The 14,573-nt window shown below is 71.3% G+C and carries 11 protein-coding genes; 9 read left to right on the top strand and 2 right to left on the bottom strand.

Annotated features, from left to right (window positions below; all coding sequences use genetic code 11):
- Positions 1-90: 90 nt before the first annotated feature.
- The 7 genes from ACIBLA_RS09485 (at position 91) to argF (ending at position 10,240) form a co-directional block, all read left to right on the top strand.
- Positions 91-1,014 (top strand): LysR substrate-binding domain-containing protein, encoded by a 924-nt coding sequence (locus ACIBLA_RS09485; protein WP_363246841.1) that lies wholly within the window; start codon positions 91-93, stop codon positions 1,012-1,014.
- A 119-nt stretch (positions 1,015-1,133) separates the two neighbouring features.
- Positions 1,134-2,363 (top strand): CaiB/BaiF CoA transferase family protein, encoded by a 1,230-nt coding sequence (locus ACIBLA_RS09480; RefSeq protein WP_399198267.1) that lies wholly within the window; start codon positions 1,134-1,136, stop codon positions 2,361-2,363.
- A complete protein-coding gene (locus tag ACIBLA_RS09475) occupies positions 2,353-3,273 on the top strand; it encodes a CoA ester lyase (protein ID WP_363246844.1) in 921 nt (306 codons plus the stop codon). The genes ACIBLA_RS09480 and ACIBLA_RS09475 overlap by 11 nt, the downstream gene beginning before the upstream one ends.
- A gap of 87 nt (positions 3,274-3,360) precedes the next feature.
- Positions 3,361-4,875, top strand: coding sequence for a 3' terminal RNA ribose 2'-O-methyltransferase Hen1 (locus ACIBLA_RS09470; RefSeq protein ID WP_399198266.1), 1,515 nt, complete (start codon positions 3,361-3,363; stop codon positions 4,873-4,875).
- A complete protein-coding gene (locus ACIBLA_RS09465; RefSeq protein WP_399198265.1) occupies positions 4,872-7,478 on the top strand; it encodes a polynucleotide kinase-phosphatase in 2,607 nt (868 codons plus the stop codon). The genes ACIBLA_RS09470 and ACIBLA_RS09465 overlap by 4 nt, the downstream gene beginning before the upstream one ends.
- A gap of 363 nt (positions 7,479-7,841) precedes the next feature.
- Entirely contained in the window at positions 7,842-9,074 is a 1,233-nt protein-coding gene (locus ACIBLA_RS09460; RefSeq protein WP_399198264.1) for an arginine deiminase, read from the top strand.
- Positions 9,075-9,208: 134 nt separating this feature from the next.
- On the top strand, positions 9,209-10,240 hold the full coding sequence (argF, locus tag ACIBLA_RS09455) for an ornithine carbamoyltransferase (RefSeq protein ID WP_363245326.1): 1,032 nt from the start codon (positions 9,209-9,211) through the stop codon (positions 10,238-10,240).
- Between the two features lie 11 nt (positions 10,241-10,251).
- On the opposite strand, the gene ACIBLA_RS09450 is transcribed toward argF, so the two are convergent.
- On the bottom strand, positions 10,252-10,749 hold the full coding sequence (locus ACIBLA_RS09450; RefSeq protein ID WP_399198262.1) for an ATP-binding protein: 498 nt from the start codon (positions 10,747-10,749) through the stop codon (positions 10,252-10,254).
- A 207-nt stretch (positions 10,750-10,956) separates the two neighbouring features.
- On the opposite strand from ACIBLA_RS09450, the gene ACIBLA_RS09445 reads away from it, so the two are divergent.
- Both ACIBLA_RS09445 and ACIBLA_RS09440 read left to right on the top strand, forming a co-directional pair.
- Entirely contained in the window at positions 10,957-11,784 is an 828-nt protein-coding gene (locus ACIBLA_RS09445) for an enoyl-CoA hydratase family protein (protein ID WP_399198261.1), read from the top strand.
- Positions 11,769-14,102, top strand: coding sequence for a bifunctional salicylyl-CoA 5-hydroxylase/oxidoreductase (locus ACIBLA_RS09440; protein ID WP_399198260.1), 2,334 nt, complete (start codon positions 11,769-11,771; stop codon positions 14,100-14,102). The genes ACIBLA_RS09445 and ACIBLA_RS09440 overlap by 16 nt, the downstream gene beginning before the upstream one ends.
- Before the next feature lie 7 nt (positions 14,103-14,109).
- Here the strand turns inward: ACIBLA_RS09440 and ACIBLA_RS09435 are convergent, their stop codons facing one another.
- Positions 14,110-14,541 (bottom strand): hypothetical protein, encoded by a 432-nt coding sequence (locus ACIBLA_RS09435; RefSeq protein WP_363245330.1) that lies wholly within the window; start codon positions 14,539-14,541, stop codon positions 14,110-14,112.
- Positions 14,542-14,573 lie beyond the last annotated feature (32 nt).

Below are 14,573 nucleotides of genomic sequence, written 5' to 3'. Positions count from 1 at the left end.
CGGTAACCGATCCCTGTCCAGCATCGAACCGAGATCTATCTATGCGATCCACGCATCAATGACTCGTTCCTGGGCTTAGGCTCGCTCGCCATGGAAAGCACCCTGCGCCAACTGTCCGCGTACGTCGCCGTCGCACGGGCCGCGAGCTTCACCGCGGCTGCCGGGCAACTGCACGTCTCCCAGTCCTCGTTGAGCCGCGCGGTCGCGGATCTGGAGCGACAGCTCGGCACTCAGCTCTTCGATCGCGACACCCGCAACGTCCAACTGACAGCGGCCGGCGTCGAGACATTGCGGATCGCCGAGCAGATCGTGAACGCGCACCGGTCCGGTATGAAGGAGCTGGGACGGTTCCTCCTCGGTGAGTCGGGCACGGTCGCCGTGGCCACTCTCCCCTCGGTGGCGGCGGTGCTACTGCCCCGGGTGATCTCCGGTTTCCGGAGGCAGCGCCCCGAGGTGTCGATGCGGATCATGGACGGAATGGAGCGGTCGGTCCTCGGCCATGTCCTGTCGGGGGACGCCGACTTCGCCATCACCACGGGTGAGCCGACCGGGCAGTTGGAGCACCAGCCGCTGGTGCGCGACAGGTTCGTGGCGGTCCTTCCGGAGGCTCACGCGCTCGCCGGGCTCGCGGAGGTCACCTGGGAACAGCTCGCCCGTGAGCCATTCCTCGCCGTGGGGCGGGAGTCGAGCGTGCGCCGGCTCACCGACGCGACCTTCGCGCAGGTCGACGCGCGGGCGGAGCCGGCCGCCGAGGCGGGAAACATCGCGACGGTGGGCGGACTTGTCGCGGCCGGTCTGGGGGTGTCGGCCATGCCCGCCCTCGTGGTGCCGCTCCTCGGCGGCGGACCTCTCGTGCACCGTCCGCTCGTCGGGCCCGTCGTCGACCGGCGCCTGGACATCGCGCTGCGCGCGCGCCGACCTCTCCCGCTCGCGGCGGGGCGATTTCTGGAGACGCTTCAGGAGTTCCGCGCACAGCGGCACCCTCTTCCGCCGGGTGTCACCTGGGCGGCCTGACCCAGGTCCCATGTATTTATGCGCAGAACGCATTGATTCATAGAAGTTCCATGCTGGACAGGCATTTCCTCGTGTCGGCACGCTGGGCGTCGGACGGTATTCAGCGAGGGGGCACAGTGGTGTCGAGTAACGACGAGGACTCCGGCGGCCAGGACGGCGGCCAGGGCCAGCTGCGCGGCCTGAAGGTGGTCGAGTTCGCGCATGTCGTGGCCGGTCCGCTGGCGGGCTCCATGCTCGCCGACCAGGGGGCCGACGTCGTACACGTGGAACCGCCGGGATCGGGCGACGCGGCCCGCGGGATGGGACCGAAGAAGGACGGCCATCCGCTCTGGTTCAAGGTCGCCGGGCGCAACAAGCGTTCAGTCACCCTCGATCTGCATCACGAGGCCGGCCGGGCCGTCGCCCACCGGCTCGTCGCGTGGGCCGACGTCGTCATCGTCACCCTGCGCAACGGGCGGCTGCGCACCTGGGGCCTCGACTGGGACTCGGTGCACCGGATCAACCCCACGGCCGTACTGCTCCAGATATCCGGGTTCGGCGCGACCTCCTCGCTGGCCGACGCGCCCGGCTTCGGCAAGGTCGGCGAGGCGCGCAGCGGCGTCGTGCATCTGACCGGATTCCCCGAGAGCCCTCCCGTGCACACCGGCTTCTCCCACGGCGACGCGGTGACCGGACTGATGGGCGCGTACGCGGTCCTCGCCGCCCTGCACCGCCGCGACAACAACCCCGATTTCGACGGTGAGTGGATCGACCTCGCCCTCTTCGAGCCACTGTTCCGGCTGGTGGAATGGCAGGTCATCATCCACGACCAGTTGGGCTCGGTACCCGAGCGCTCCGGCAACCAACTGGCCGTCGCCCCCGCGGCGGTGATCAACACCTACCGGTCCAGCGACGGCGAATGGATCACCGTGACCTCGGCGACGCTGCGCTCGGTGCGCAACATCGTGCGTCTGCTCGGGCTCGACGAGGGCCTGTTCGCCACGGCGGAACAGCAGCTCGCCGGACGCGAACAGCTGGACGAGGGGCTGCGGACCTGGGTGGCCGAACGCACCGCCGCCGACTGCCTGGCCGCCTTCACCGGCGCCGAGGTGGTGGCCTCACGCGTGTTCAGCGCGGCGGACATCGCCGACGACCCGGTGTACGCCGAACGCGAGGACATCGTCACCGTCGAGGACGCGGATCTCGGGCCCGTACGCATGCAGGCGGCGCTCCCGCACTTCCGTCGGCATCCAGGACGGGTCTGGCGGACCGGGCCGGCGCTCGGGCAGGACAATCACCTGGTCTACCGCGAATGGCTCGGCCTCGACGAGGACGAGCTGGCGGAACTGGAGCAACTCGATGTCGTCTGAGACCGGGACAGACACCCGTACACCCCCGCGGCCTCCCCTCCGCTCCCTCCTCTTCGTGCCCGGCACCCGAACGGACTGGCTGCCCAAGGCCCGGCGGGCGGGCGCCGACGCCGTCGTCTTCGACCTCGAAGACGCGGTGCCCGAGCACGGCAAAGCCTCCGCCCGCGAGCAAGTGGCCGGCCTCATCGAGCAGATCGGCCCGGACGCACCGGGCCACCCCGCGATCCTCGTCCGGATCAACCCCCTCGACGGATGGCCGGCCGCCGACGAGTTGCGGGCGATCGTCCGCCCCGGACTCAGCGGGATCGTCCTGCCCAAGGTGGACGGCGCCCACGACGTCCGGCACGCCGACCGGCTGCTGAGCTGGTGCGAACGCGAACACGGCCTGCCACAAGGGCGGATCGCCCTCGTCCCGCTGTTGGAGACGGCCCGCGCGCTGCGCGACGCCCACGCCTGCGCGAGCGCCGCCCCACGCGTCGCCTACCTGGGCGCGATCACCGGCGCCGGCGGCGACGTCGAACGCGCCGTCGGCTACCGCTGGAGCCCGGAGGGCACCGAGACACACGCGCTGCGCTCCCGCGTCCTGCTGGACGTACGCGCCGCCGGAACACCCCACCCCGTCACCGGACTCTGGACACGCGTCGGCGACCTCGACGGTCTGCGCCGTTTCGCCGCACAGAACCGCGCCCTCGGCTACACCGGCATGATGGCGATCCACCCCTCCCACATCGCCGTCATCAACGCCGTGTTCTCGCCGACCGCCGACGAACTCTCCCGCGCCGCACGGCTGATAGCGGCCGTGGAGGAAGGACAGCGGCGGGGCGTGGGGGCGGTCACGTTCGAAGGAGAGATGGTCGACGAGGCGATGGCGGCCACAGCCCGGCGCATGCTCGAACAACACGCCGGGTGAGTGTGCGGCGGCCCGGCGTTCGGCCGTGCCGCCACCACCCGGTAATCCGCTTCCGCTACGGGCCCGGTGACACACATACTCGGTCGGGTGTTCCTTACGATCAGTACGACCGGCACCCCTGAACGTCCCGCCACCGATCTCGGGTTTCTGCTGCACAAGCATCCCGACAAGGCGCAGACGTTTTCCACCGCCCACGGCACCGCGCACGTCCTCTACCCCGAGGCGTCCGCCGAGCGCTGCACGGCGGCGCTCCTGCTGGAGGTCGATCCGGTGGCCCTCGTCCGCCGTGGCAAAGGCAAGGGCAAGGGGCGCGGCGGTGCGCCCGACGCGGCGCTCGCGCAGTACGTCAACGACCGCCCGTACGCCGCGTCCTCGCTGCTCGCCGTCGCCCTGAGCACCGTCTTCAAGAGCGCCCTGCGCGGCGTGTGCAAGGCGCTGCCCGAGCGCGCGGCCGAGCCCCTGCCCCTGCGGATCGAGGTGCCCGCCGTGCCCGCGCGCGGTGGAGCCGAGCTGGTCCGAGGCCTGTTCGGACCGCTGGGCTGGACGACCGTCGACGTACGGCCCGTGGCGCTGGACGAGACGTTCCCCGCGTGGGGCGACTCGCGCTACGTACAGCTGGTACTGGAGGGGGAGCTGCGACTCGCCGACGCGCTGCGGCAGTTGTACGTGCTCCTGCCGGTGCTCGACGACGCGAAGCACTACTGGGTCGCGCCCGACGAGGTGGAGAAACTGCTGCGGGCGGGCGAGGGCTGGCTGGCCGACCACCCGGAGCGTCAGCTCATCACCAGCCGCTATCTGTCCCGCCGTTGGGGCCTGACGAGAGAGGCCACCGACCGGCTCGAACTGGTCCGGCTCGCCGAGGCCGACGACATCGGCGTCGAGGCGATCGACAACGCCGTCGAGGACCCTGCGCCGGAGACCGATGACACCCCGGCACGTGCCGAGAAGACCGTCTCGCTCGCCGAGCAGCGACGCGACGCGATCCTCACCGCCCTGCGCGACGCGCGCGCCGGCAGCGTGCTCGACCTCGGCTGCGGCCAGGGCCAGCTCGTACAGGCGCTGTTGAAGGACGTGCGCTTCTCGAAGGTCGTGGGTGTCGACGTGTCCGTACGCGCGCTCACGGTCGCCGCCCGCCGGCTCAAGGTGGAGCGGATGAGTGAGCGCCAGGCGGAGCGTGTCGCGTTGATGCAGAGTTCGCTCACGTACACGGACAAACGGCTCAAGGGTTACGACGCCGCCGTGCTCAGCGAGGTCATCGAGCACTTGGATCTGCCGCGGCTGCCCGCCCTGGAGTACGCGGTGTTCGGTACGGCGCGGCCCGCGACCGTCGTCGTGACGACGCCGAACGTCGAGTACAACGTGCGCTGGGAGACGCTGCCCGCCGGTCAGGTACGCCACCGGGACCACCGCTTCGAGTGGACACGCGCGGAGTTCCGCGCCTGGGCGGACAAGGTGGCGCTGCGCCACGGTTACGCCGTGCGGTACATACCGGTGGGGCCGGACGACCCTGAGGTGGGGCCGCCCACGCAGATGGCTGTGTTCACCGTGGCAGCCAAGGATGCCAAGGACGCCAACGATGCCAAGGAGGAGAAGGCCGCATGAGCGTCAACGAGACCACTGAGACCAATGAGACCAACGGGACCACCGACACCACCGACCCTCGCGCCCTCCCCGTCACCGACCTCTCCCTCGTCGTCCTGATCGGCGCCACCGGCTCCGGCAAGTCGACCTTCGCGCGCACCCACTTCAAGCCCACCGAAGTCATATCCTCGGACTTCTGCCGCGGCCTGGTCGCCGACGACGAGAACGACCAGAGCGCCAGCGCCGACGCCTTCGACGTACTCCACTACATCGCCGGCAAACGCCTCGCCGCCGGACGGCGCACGGTCATCGACGCCACCAACGTCCAGCAGGAGAGCCGCAGACAGCTCGTACGGCTCGCCAGGGAGCACGACGTGCTGCCCATCGCGATCGTCCTCGACCTCCCCGAGACGGTCTGCGCCGAACGCAACGCCACCCGCCCCGACCGGGCCGGGATGCCCCGCCATGTCATCAAGCGGCACCAGCGGGAACTGCGCCGTTCGCTGCGCGGTCTCGAACGCGAGGGCTTCCGCAAGGTCCACGTCCTGCGCGGGGTCGAGGAGGTCGAGCGCGCCGAGGTCGTCACCGAACGCCGCTACAACGACCTCACCCACCTCACCGGCCCCTTCGACATCATCGGCGACATCCACGGTTGCCGCTCCGAGCTGGACACACTGCTGACCAAGCTCGGTTACGCGGACGGCGACGGCGTCCACCCCGAAGGCCGTACGGCGGTCTTCGTCGGCGACCTCGTCGACCGCGGTCCCGACAGCCCCGGCGTACTGCGCCGCGTCATGCGCATGGTCGGCGCGGGCAACGCGCTGTGCGTGCCGGGCAACCACGAGAACAAGCTCGGCCGCTGGCTGGCGGGCCGAAAGGTCCAGGTGACGCACGGACTCGCCGAGACCGTCGGGCAGTTGGAGAAGGAGGACGACGCCTTCCGCGCGGAGGTGCGGACCTTCATCGACGGCCTGGTGAGCCATTACGTCCTGGACGGCGGCAAGCTCGTCGTCTGCCACGCCGGGCTGCCGGAGAAGTACCACGGCCGTACCTCGGGCCGCGTCCGTGCGCACGCGCTGTACGGCGACACGACCGGCGAGACCGACGAGTTCGGCCTGCCCGTCCGCTACCCGTGGGCCGAGGACTACCGGGGCCGGGCGGCCGTCGTGTACGGCCACACCCCCGTGCCGAACACCTCCTGGATCAACAACACCATCTGCCTCGACACCGGCGCCGTCTTCGGCGGCAAGATGACCGCGCTGCGCTGGCCCGAGCGCGAGCTGGTCGACGTCCCGGCGGAGCGTGTCTGGTACGAGCCGGCCAAGCCGCTCAGCACGGAGGCGCCCGGCAGCCGCGAGGGCCGGCCGCTCGACCTCGCCGACGTGCACGGCAGGCGTGTCGTGGAGACCCGTCACATGGGACGGCTCGCGGTGCGCGAGGAGAACGCGGCGGCGGCCCTGGAGGTCATGAGCCGCTTCGCCGTCGACCCGCGGCTGCTCGCCTATCTGCCGCCGACGATGGCACCCACCGCGACCTCCCGCGAGGAGGGCTTTCTGGAGCACCCGGCCGAAGCCTTCGCGCAGTACCGCGAGGAGGGCGTGGCGCAGGTCGTGTGCGAGGAGAAGCACATGGGCTCGCGGGCGGTGGCGCTGCTCTGCCGTGACGCGTCCGTGGCGCGCGAGCGCTTCGGCATCGGCGACCCCGACGACCCCGGTGCGCCGACCGGTGCGCTGCACACCCGCACCGGCCGCCCCTTCTTCGACGACCCGGCGGTCGCCGAGGAGATCCTGGGCCGCCTCCGTACGGCCGTCGGCGCCGCCGGTCTCTGGGACGAACTCGACACGGACTGGCTGCTGTTCGACGCCGAGCTGATGCCCTGGTCGCTGAAGGCCACCGGCCTGCTGCGTACCCAGTACGCAGCGGTCGGCGCGGCGGCCGGCGCAGCCTTCCCGGCCGTGACGAGCGCGCTCGAAGCGGCCGTCGGGCGGGGTGTCGACGTGGGCGCGCTGCTGACCGGCCAGCGTGAACGGGCCGCCGACGCAACGGCGTTCACCGAGGCGTACCGCCGCTACTGCTGGGACACGGACGGCCTGGCGGGCGTACGGCTCGCGCCGTTCCAGATCCTCGCCGCGCGGGGCCGCAGCCTGGCCTCCGTACCGCACGACCGGCAACTGGCCTGGCTCGACCGGCTGACCGAGCACGACCCGACCGGTCTGCTCCAGGTCACCCGGCGCCTCGTCGTGGACACGGGCGACGACGAGTCGGTACGGGCCGGGGTCGACTGGTGGCTGGAGATGACGGGGCGCGGCGGCGAGGGCATGGTCGTCAAGCCGCTCCAGGCGCTCGTACGGGACGGCAAGGGGCGGCTGGTCCAGCCGGGCATCAAGGTGCGCGGGCGCGAGTACCTGCGGATCATCTACGGCCCCGAGTACACGCGGCCGGAGAACCTGGAACGGCTGCGCGGCCGGTTCCTCGGCCACAAGCGGTCGCTGGCGCTGCGGGAGTACGCGCTCGGGCTCGAAGCGCTGGACCGGCTGGCGGACGACGAGCCGCTGTGGCGCGTCCACGAGGCGGTGTTCGCGGTGCTCGCGCTGGAGTCGGAGCCGGTCGACCCCCGGCTGTAGCCGCCGAGTGGCGGTGGTGGTGGGGGCTCTCCCATGCCTGTTCGAACCCGGCGCTCGGGCGGATTGGCCCGGTGGCCCTCGCGGACCGCGTCGCGTCCGGGGCAGGTGGCCACCGAGAACGACTCGGCCGACACGTTCAAGATCACCGGCGGACAGCGGTGCGGGGGGGGGGGGGGGGGGGCGCCCCCCCCCCCCCCCCCCCCCCCCCGCGCCCCCCCCCCCCCCGGGGGGGGGGGCGGGGGGGGGGGGGCCGCCCCCCCCCCCCCCCCCCCCCCCCCCCCCGGCCGGTGCCCTCGGCCACCGCCCCCGGTCTTCTCTCCGCCATTCGCCGCGTGAACGGTGACGATCCGCGAGGATGGAGTCATGGGATTCCATGTCGACTCCGAGACCGGGCGGCTGCGCCGCGTCATACTGCACCGCCCCGACCTGGAGCTGAAGAGGCTCACCCCCAGGAACAAGGACGCGCTGCTCTTCGACGACGTGCTGTGGGTGCGCCGCGCGCGTGAGGAGCACGACGGCTTCGCCGACGTCCTGCGCGACCGCGGGGTCAAGGTCCATCTCTTCGGCGACCTGCTGCGCGAGTCCCTGGACATCCCCACGGCCCGCGCGCTCGTGCTGGACCGGGTCTTCGACGAGAAGGAGTACGGCCCGCTCGCCACCGATCACCTCCGGTCGGTCTTCGACGAGCTGCCGACCGACGATCTTGTGGAGGCCCTGGTCGGCGGGATGACCAAGCGGGAGTTCCTGGACAGCCATCCGGAGCCGACCTCCGTCCGTTTCCATGTGATGGACCTGGACGACTTCCTTCTCTACCCGCTGCCGAACCACCTCTTCACCCGCGACACCTCCGCCTGGATCTACGACGGTGTGTCCATCAACGCGATGCGCTGGCCGGCCCGGCAGCGCGAGACCGTCCACTTCGAGGCGATCTACAAGCACCACCCCCTCTTCACCGGCCCGGACGCCGGGCCCTTCCACCACTGGTCGGAGGGGCAGGACGACTACCCCTCCACCATCGAGGGCGGTGACGTCCTGGTCATCGGCGAGGGCGCCGTGCTGATCGGGATGAGCGAGCGCACCACGCCGCAGGCGGTCGAGATGCTGGCGCGCGGCATGTTCGAGGCCGGCTCCGCGAGGACGATCGTGGCGCTCGACATGCCGAAGGGGCGCGCCTTCATGCATCTCGACACGGTGATGACGATGGTCGACCGCGACATCTTCACGCAGTACGCGGGCCTCGGCATGCTCCGCTCGTACACCATCGAGCCGGGCGCGGGCGGCAACGAACTCAAGGTGACCGACCATCCGCCGGAGCATATGCACCGCGCGATCGCCGCCGCCCTGGGACTGGACAGGATCCGTGTCCTGACGGCGACCCAGGACGTGCACGCGGCCGAGCGCGAGCAGTGGGACGACGGCTGCAACGTGCTGGCAGTCGAGCCGGGGGTGGTCGTGGCGTACGAGCGCAACGTCACCACCAACACCTATCTGCGCAAGCAGGGGATCGAGGTGATCGAGATCCGGGGCAGTGAACTGGGCCGGGGGCGGGGCGGGCCGCGCTGTATGAGCTGTCCGATCGAGCGGGACGCCGTCTGACCGTCTCGTCCGACCGGCTCGGCTCGTGGGGTTTTCAGGCCCTGTATATCAATACGGAAGGTCGTATATAGTTCCAACGTCTCTGTACCGGTCCCCGTACAGGTCTCCGTATTCGCGACGCAGGAGCAGCCACCATGGCGATACAACTCGCAGGCCGCCACTTCCTCAAGGAGCTGGACTTCACCGCCGAGGAGTTCCGCGGGCTGGTCGAGCTGGCCGCGGGGCTCAAGGCCGCGAAGAAGTCGGGCACCGAGGCGCAGCTCCTGCGCGGCAAGAACATCGCCCTGATCTTCGAGAAGGCGTCGACGCGCACGCGCTGCGCGTTCGAGGTCGCCGCCGCCGACCAGGGCGCCTCCACGACGTACATCGACCCGACCGGCTCGCACATCGGCAAGAAGGAGTCCGCCAAGGACACCGCCCGGGTGCTCGGCCGGATGTTCGACGGCATCCAGTTCCGCGGCGACGCGCAGTCGACCGTCGAGGAGCTGGCCGCCTACGCCGGGGTGCCCGTCTTCAACGGGCTCACCGCCGACTGGCACCCCACGCAGATGCTCGCGGACGTGCTCACGATGACCGAGCACACCGACAAGCAGCTGGAGCGCATCACCTTCGCCTACCTCGGCGACGCCCGCTACAACATGGGCAACTCCTACCTCGTCACCGGCGCCCTGCTGGGCATGGACGTACGGATCGTCGGGCCCCGCGCCTACTGGCCCGCCGACGACATCGTCGCTCTCGCCCGTAAGTCGGCCGAGATCAGCGGCGCCCGGATCACCCTCACCGAGTCGATCGCGGAGGGTGTCGGGGGCGCCGACTTCGTGGCCACCGACGTATGGGTGTCGATGGGGGAGCCGCAGGAGGTCTGGGACGAGCGCATCGCGGCCCTCGGGCCGTACAGCGTGACGATGGACGTACTGAGCGCGACGGGGAATCCGGACGTGAAGTTCCTGCACTGCCTCCCGGCCTTCCACGACCTGGGGACGGTCGTCGGGTGGGAGATCCACGAGCGCCACGGGCTCACGGAGCTGGAAGTGACCGACGAGGTCTTCGAGTCCGCGCACTCCGTGGTCTTCGACGAGGCGGAGAACCGGCTGCACACGATCAAGGCCGTCCTCGTCGCGACGCTGGCCGCGGACCCGGTCGCCCCGCGCCGCTCCGCACGCTGACGGCGGGAGCCTCAGCGCACCGAGAGGGTGAACCAGACCGCCTTGCCCTGCTCCGTCGTGCGGTGCCCGCAGTCGGCGCTCAGCGTCCGGATCAGCACCAGCCCCCGGCCGTGCTCCTGCCACGGGTCGGGCAGGCGGCCGATCCCGGTCGTCGTCAGGTCGCCCGGCGGGCGACGGTCGCCGTCGTGGACCTCGATCTGACAGCCCGAGGGCAGCAGCTCGACCACCAGCTTGATGGGGATGTCCGGATTCGTGTGCTCGACGGCGTTGGCGACCAGCTCCGCCGTCAGCAGCTCCGCCGTGTCGCTGTCCGCCGTCGGCCCGATGTCGGCCAGCGCCGAACGGATCAGGGCACGCGCCATCGGCACCGCCGCCGCACTGTGCGGGAGCGTGATGCGCCAGGAGGCGCTGTCCGATGCGTCGTCGAGCAAGGCGGGGAGTCCGTTCGGGGCTGTGCGGGGCGCCGGGAGGATGGGTTTGAGCCCAACCTTCCGGAGCGTAAGCGGCATGACAAGGGGCAGCGGACTGCCGGAAATGGGACTTCCGCCACCAATCGTCCGGGACTTTCGGCGCCCTCGCCGGGCCGATGGCCCGCTGGGGGCCGCCTGGGACCCGCTTACGGCGCTTACGGTACCGCGCGCCGTATCGCGTACTCGTGACGGTGGTCACAGATGAGTGATACCTTGCTGGCATCGAGCTGAAGGAGGCCGCACCCCATGAGCCCGTTCTCCGGCTCCACGCCCCGCACCGAGAAGTGGCGCCATCTGCGGCTGACGCGCGAGGACGGCGTCGCGACCGTCACCCTCGCCCGCCCCGACAAGCTCAACGCCCTCACCTTCGGTGCCTACGCCGACCTGCGCGACCTGCTCGCCGAGCTGTCCAGGGAGCAGTCGGTCCGCGCCCTCGTGCTGGCGGGCGAGGGGCGCGGCTTCTGCTCGGGCGGCGACGTGGACGAGATCATCGGTGCCACGCTCTCCATGGACACCGCCCAGCTCCTCGACTTCAACCGGATGACCGGGCAGGTCGTCAGGGCCGTCCGCGAATGCCCGTTCCCGGTGATCGCCGCCGTGCACGGGGTGGCCGCCGGTGCCGGTGCCGTCCTCGCGCTCGCCGCCGACTTCCGGATCGCCGACCCCACCGCGCGCTTCGCGTTCCTCTTCACCCGCGTCGGTCTCTCCGGCGGTGACATGGGCGCGGCGTATCTGCTGCCGCGCGTCGTGGGCCTCGGACACGCCACCCGGCTGCTGATGCTCGGCGAACCGGTACGCGCCCCCGAAGCCGAACGGATCGGCCTCATCAGCGAGTTGACCGACGAGGGCGACGCCGGCACCCGCGCCGCCGAACTCGCCCGCCGGCTCGCCGACGGCCCGGCCCTCGCGTACGCGCAGACCAAGGCGCTCCTCACCGCCGAGCTGGACATGCCGCTGGCCGCGTCCGTCGAACTGGACGCCGCCACCCAGGCGTTGCTCATGAACGGGGAGGACTACGCGGAGTTCCACGCCGCCTTCACCGAGAAGCGGCCCCCCAAGTGGCAGGGCCGCTGACCGTGTCGGGCACACGGAGCGCCGCCGAGCCGCTGAAGGTCGCCGTCATCGGCGGCGGACCCGGCGGTCTGTACGCCGCGGTCCTGCTCAAGCGGCTCGACCCCCGGCGGGAGATAACCGTCTGGGAGCGCAACGCGCCTGACGACACGTTCGGTTTCGGCGTCGTCCTGTCCGACGAGACCCTGGGCGGTATCGAGCACGCCGACCCCACCGTCCACCGCGCGCTCCAGGACGAGTTCGTGCGCTGGGACGACATCGACATCGTCCACCGGGGGCGCACCCTGACCTCCGGAGGGCACGGATTCGCGGCCCTGGGCCGCCGTCGGCTGCTCGAAATCCTGCATGAGCGCTGCGCGTCCCTGGGCGTACGGCTCCGCTTCCGCAACCAGGCACCACCCGCCGCCGAACTCGCCGCCACCCACGACCTGGTGATCGCCGCCGACGGAGTGAACAGCCGCACCCGCGAGACCCACGCCGATGCCTTCCGGCCCACCCTCACCACCGAGCGCTGCCGCTACATCTGGCTCGCCGCCGACTTCGCCTTCGACGCGTTCCGCTTCGAGATCGCCGAGACCGAGCACGGGGTGATGCAGCTGCACGGCTACCCTTTCGCGCCCGACGCCAGCACCGTCATCGTCGAGATGCGCGAAGAGGTCTGGCGTGCGGCCGGGTTCGACGCACTCGACGAGCGGCAGTCCACCGACCAGTGCGCCAAGATCTTCGCCGACGCGCTCGGCGGCCGGGGACTGCGGGCCAACAAGTCGTCCTGGACCGCGTTCCGCACGGTCGTCAATGAACGCTGGAGCCACGGCAACACGGTCCTCATCGGCGACGCCGCCCACACCGCGCACTTCTCCATCGGCTCCGGCACGAAGCTCGCCGTCGAGGACGCGCTGGCGCTCGCCGCCTGCGTCCAGGAGCAACCCGACCTGCGGGCGGCGCTCGCCGCGTACGAGACCGAGCGGCGCCCCGTCGTGGAGTCCACGCAGCGCGCGGCGGCGGCGAGTCTGCGCTGGTTCGAGGAGCTGGCCACCTACACCGACCAGCCTGCCCGGCAGTTCGCGTTCGGCCTCCTCACCCGCAGCCGTCGCGTCACGCACGACAATCTGCGGCTGCGCGACGCCACGTTCACCGGCGCGGTGGAGGCCGACTTCGGCTGCGAACCCGGTACGCCCCCGATGTTCACCCCCTTCCGGCTGCGCGGGCTGACACTGCGCAACCGGGTCGTGGTCTCGGCCATGGACATGTACGCCGCCGGGGACGGTGTGCCGGGCGACTTCCACCTCGTACACCTCGGGGCACGTGCCCTCGGCGGCGCGGGGCTGGTCATGACGGAGATGGTGTGCGTCAGCCCGGAAGGCAGGATCACACCCGGCTGCACCGGGCTCTGGACCGACGAACAGGGCGCGGCCTGGCGGCGGGTGACGGATTTCGTGCACAACGGCGCGCCCACGGAGACAGGTTCACCCGGAGCCGCGATCGGAATCCAGCTCGGCCACTCGGGACGTAAAGGCTCCACCCGCCTCATGTGGGAGGGCATGGACCAGCCGCTGCCGGCCGCCAACTGGCCGCTGTCCGCCGCCTCGGCGCTGCCGTACCTGCCGGAGGCCAGTCAGGTCCCGCGCGCACTCGACCGCGCCGGACTCACCGAGATCCGCGAGCAGTTCGCGTCCGCGACCCGCCGGGCCGCCGCAGCCGGCTTCGACCTGCTCGAACTGCACTGCGCGCACGGGTATCTGCTCTCCGGCTTCCTCTCGCCGCTGACCAACACCCGCACCGACGCGTACGGCGGCGACCTGGCCGGACGGCTTCGCTACCCGCTCGAAGTCTTCGACGCCGTACGGGAGTTGTGGCCCGACGACCGGCCGATGACGGTCCGGATCTCCGCCACGGACTGGGCCGCGGGCGGCAACACCGCCGAGGAGGCGGTCGAGATCGCGCGTGCGTTCGTCGCGCACGGCGCCGACGCGATCGACGTGTCGACCGGGCAGGTCGTCCCCGAGGAACGCCCCGAGTTCGGCCGCTCCTACCAGACGCCGTTCGCCGACCGGATCCGTAACACCCTCGGGGTGCCGGTGATCGCCGTCGGCGCCATCTCGTCCTGGGACGACGTCAACTCCCTGCTGCTGGCCGGCCGCGCGGACCTCTGCGCCTTGGCCCGCCCCCACCTCTACGACCCCCACTGGACCCTGCACGCGGCGGCCGACCAGAGCTACAGCGGTCCGGGCGCACCATGGCCGCTGCCGTACCGTGCTGGCAGCCGCCCGCCGCCGACGGGCCGAACGGACGGCCCGAAACCGAGGCTCACGCTGAGCTGACACATCGTCACAACTGCCCCTCCCGCCGGCACTCGTGGCACAGACAGCCGTCCGGGTGCGGGACGCCAGCGTGGGACTCCTGGCGGTACCGCGCCGCGAGCCGTTCCATGTTGGCGGCCCGTTGCCGTACGCACTCCTCGGTATGGCCCTCCGGTCGGGTCCGGCGCAGCACGGCGGGGGCGTACGTCAGCTTGGCGCGGAAGGTGTGCAGATGCCGGGTGGCCGTGGCGATGGTGATCCAGTGGCCGGTGTTACGTGCCTGGCCGATCGCCGTCACCTCCATATGGCCCATGCCCGGGTAGTCGGGAACGACGAAGACCCGGGCACCGCCCTTGAACGCCTTCGTGCCCGGCCGCAGCTCCTGGCCGCCGTCGCCGTACCGCCGCCACCGCACGACGTTGGCGACGACCATCCACTGCGGTTCCGGTGTTTCGTCCATGCCCCCGATGATGGCCGCGCCCGCCCCGCCGG

The sequence above is a fragment of the Streptomyces sp. NPDC050433 genome (assembly GCF_044458565.1).
Classification (GTDB): domain Bacteria; phylum Actinomycetota; class Actinomycetes; order Streptomycetales; family Streptomycetaceae; genus Streptomyces.
Note: the sequence above shows the minus strand (reverse complement) of the source record. Positions and strands in the feature narration are given on the sequence as shown.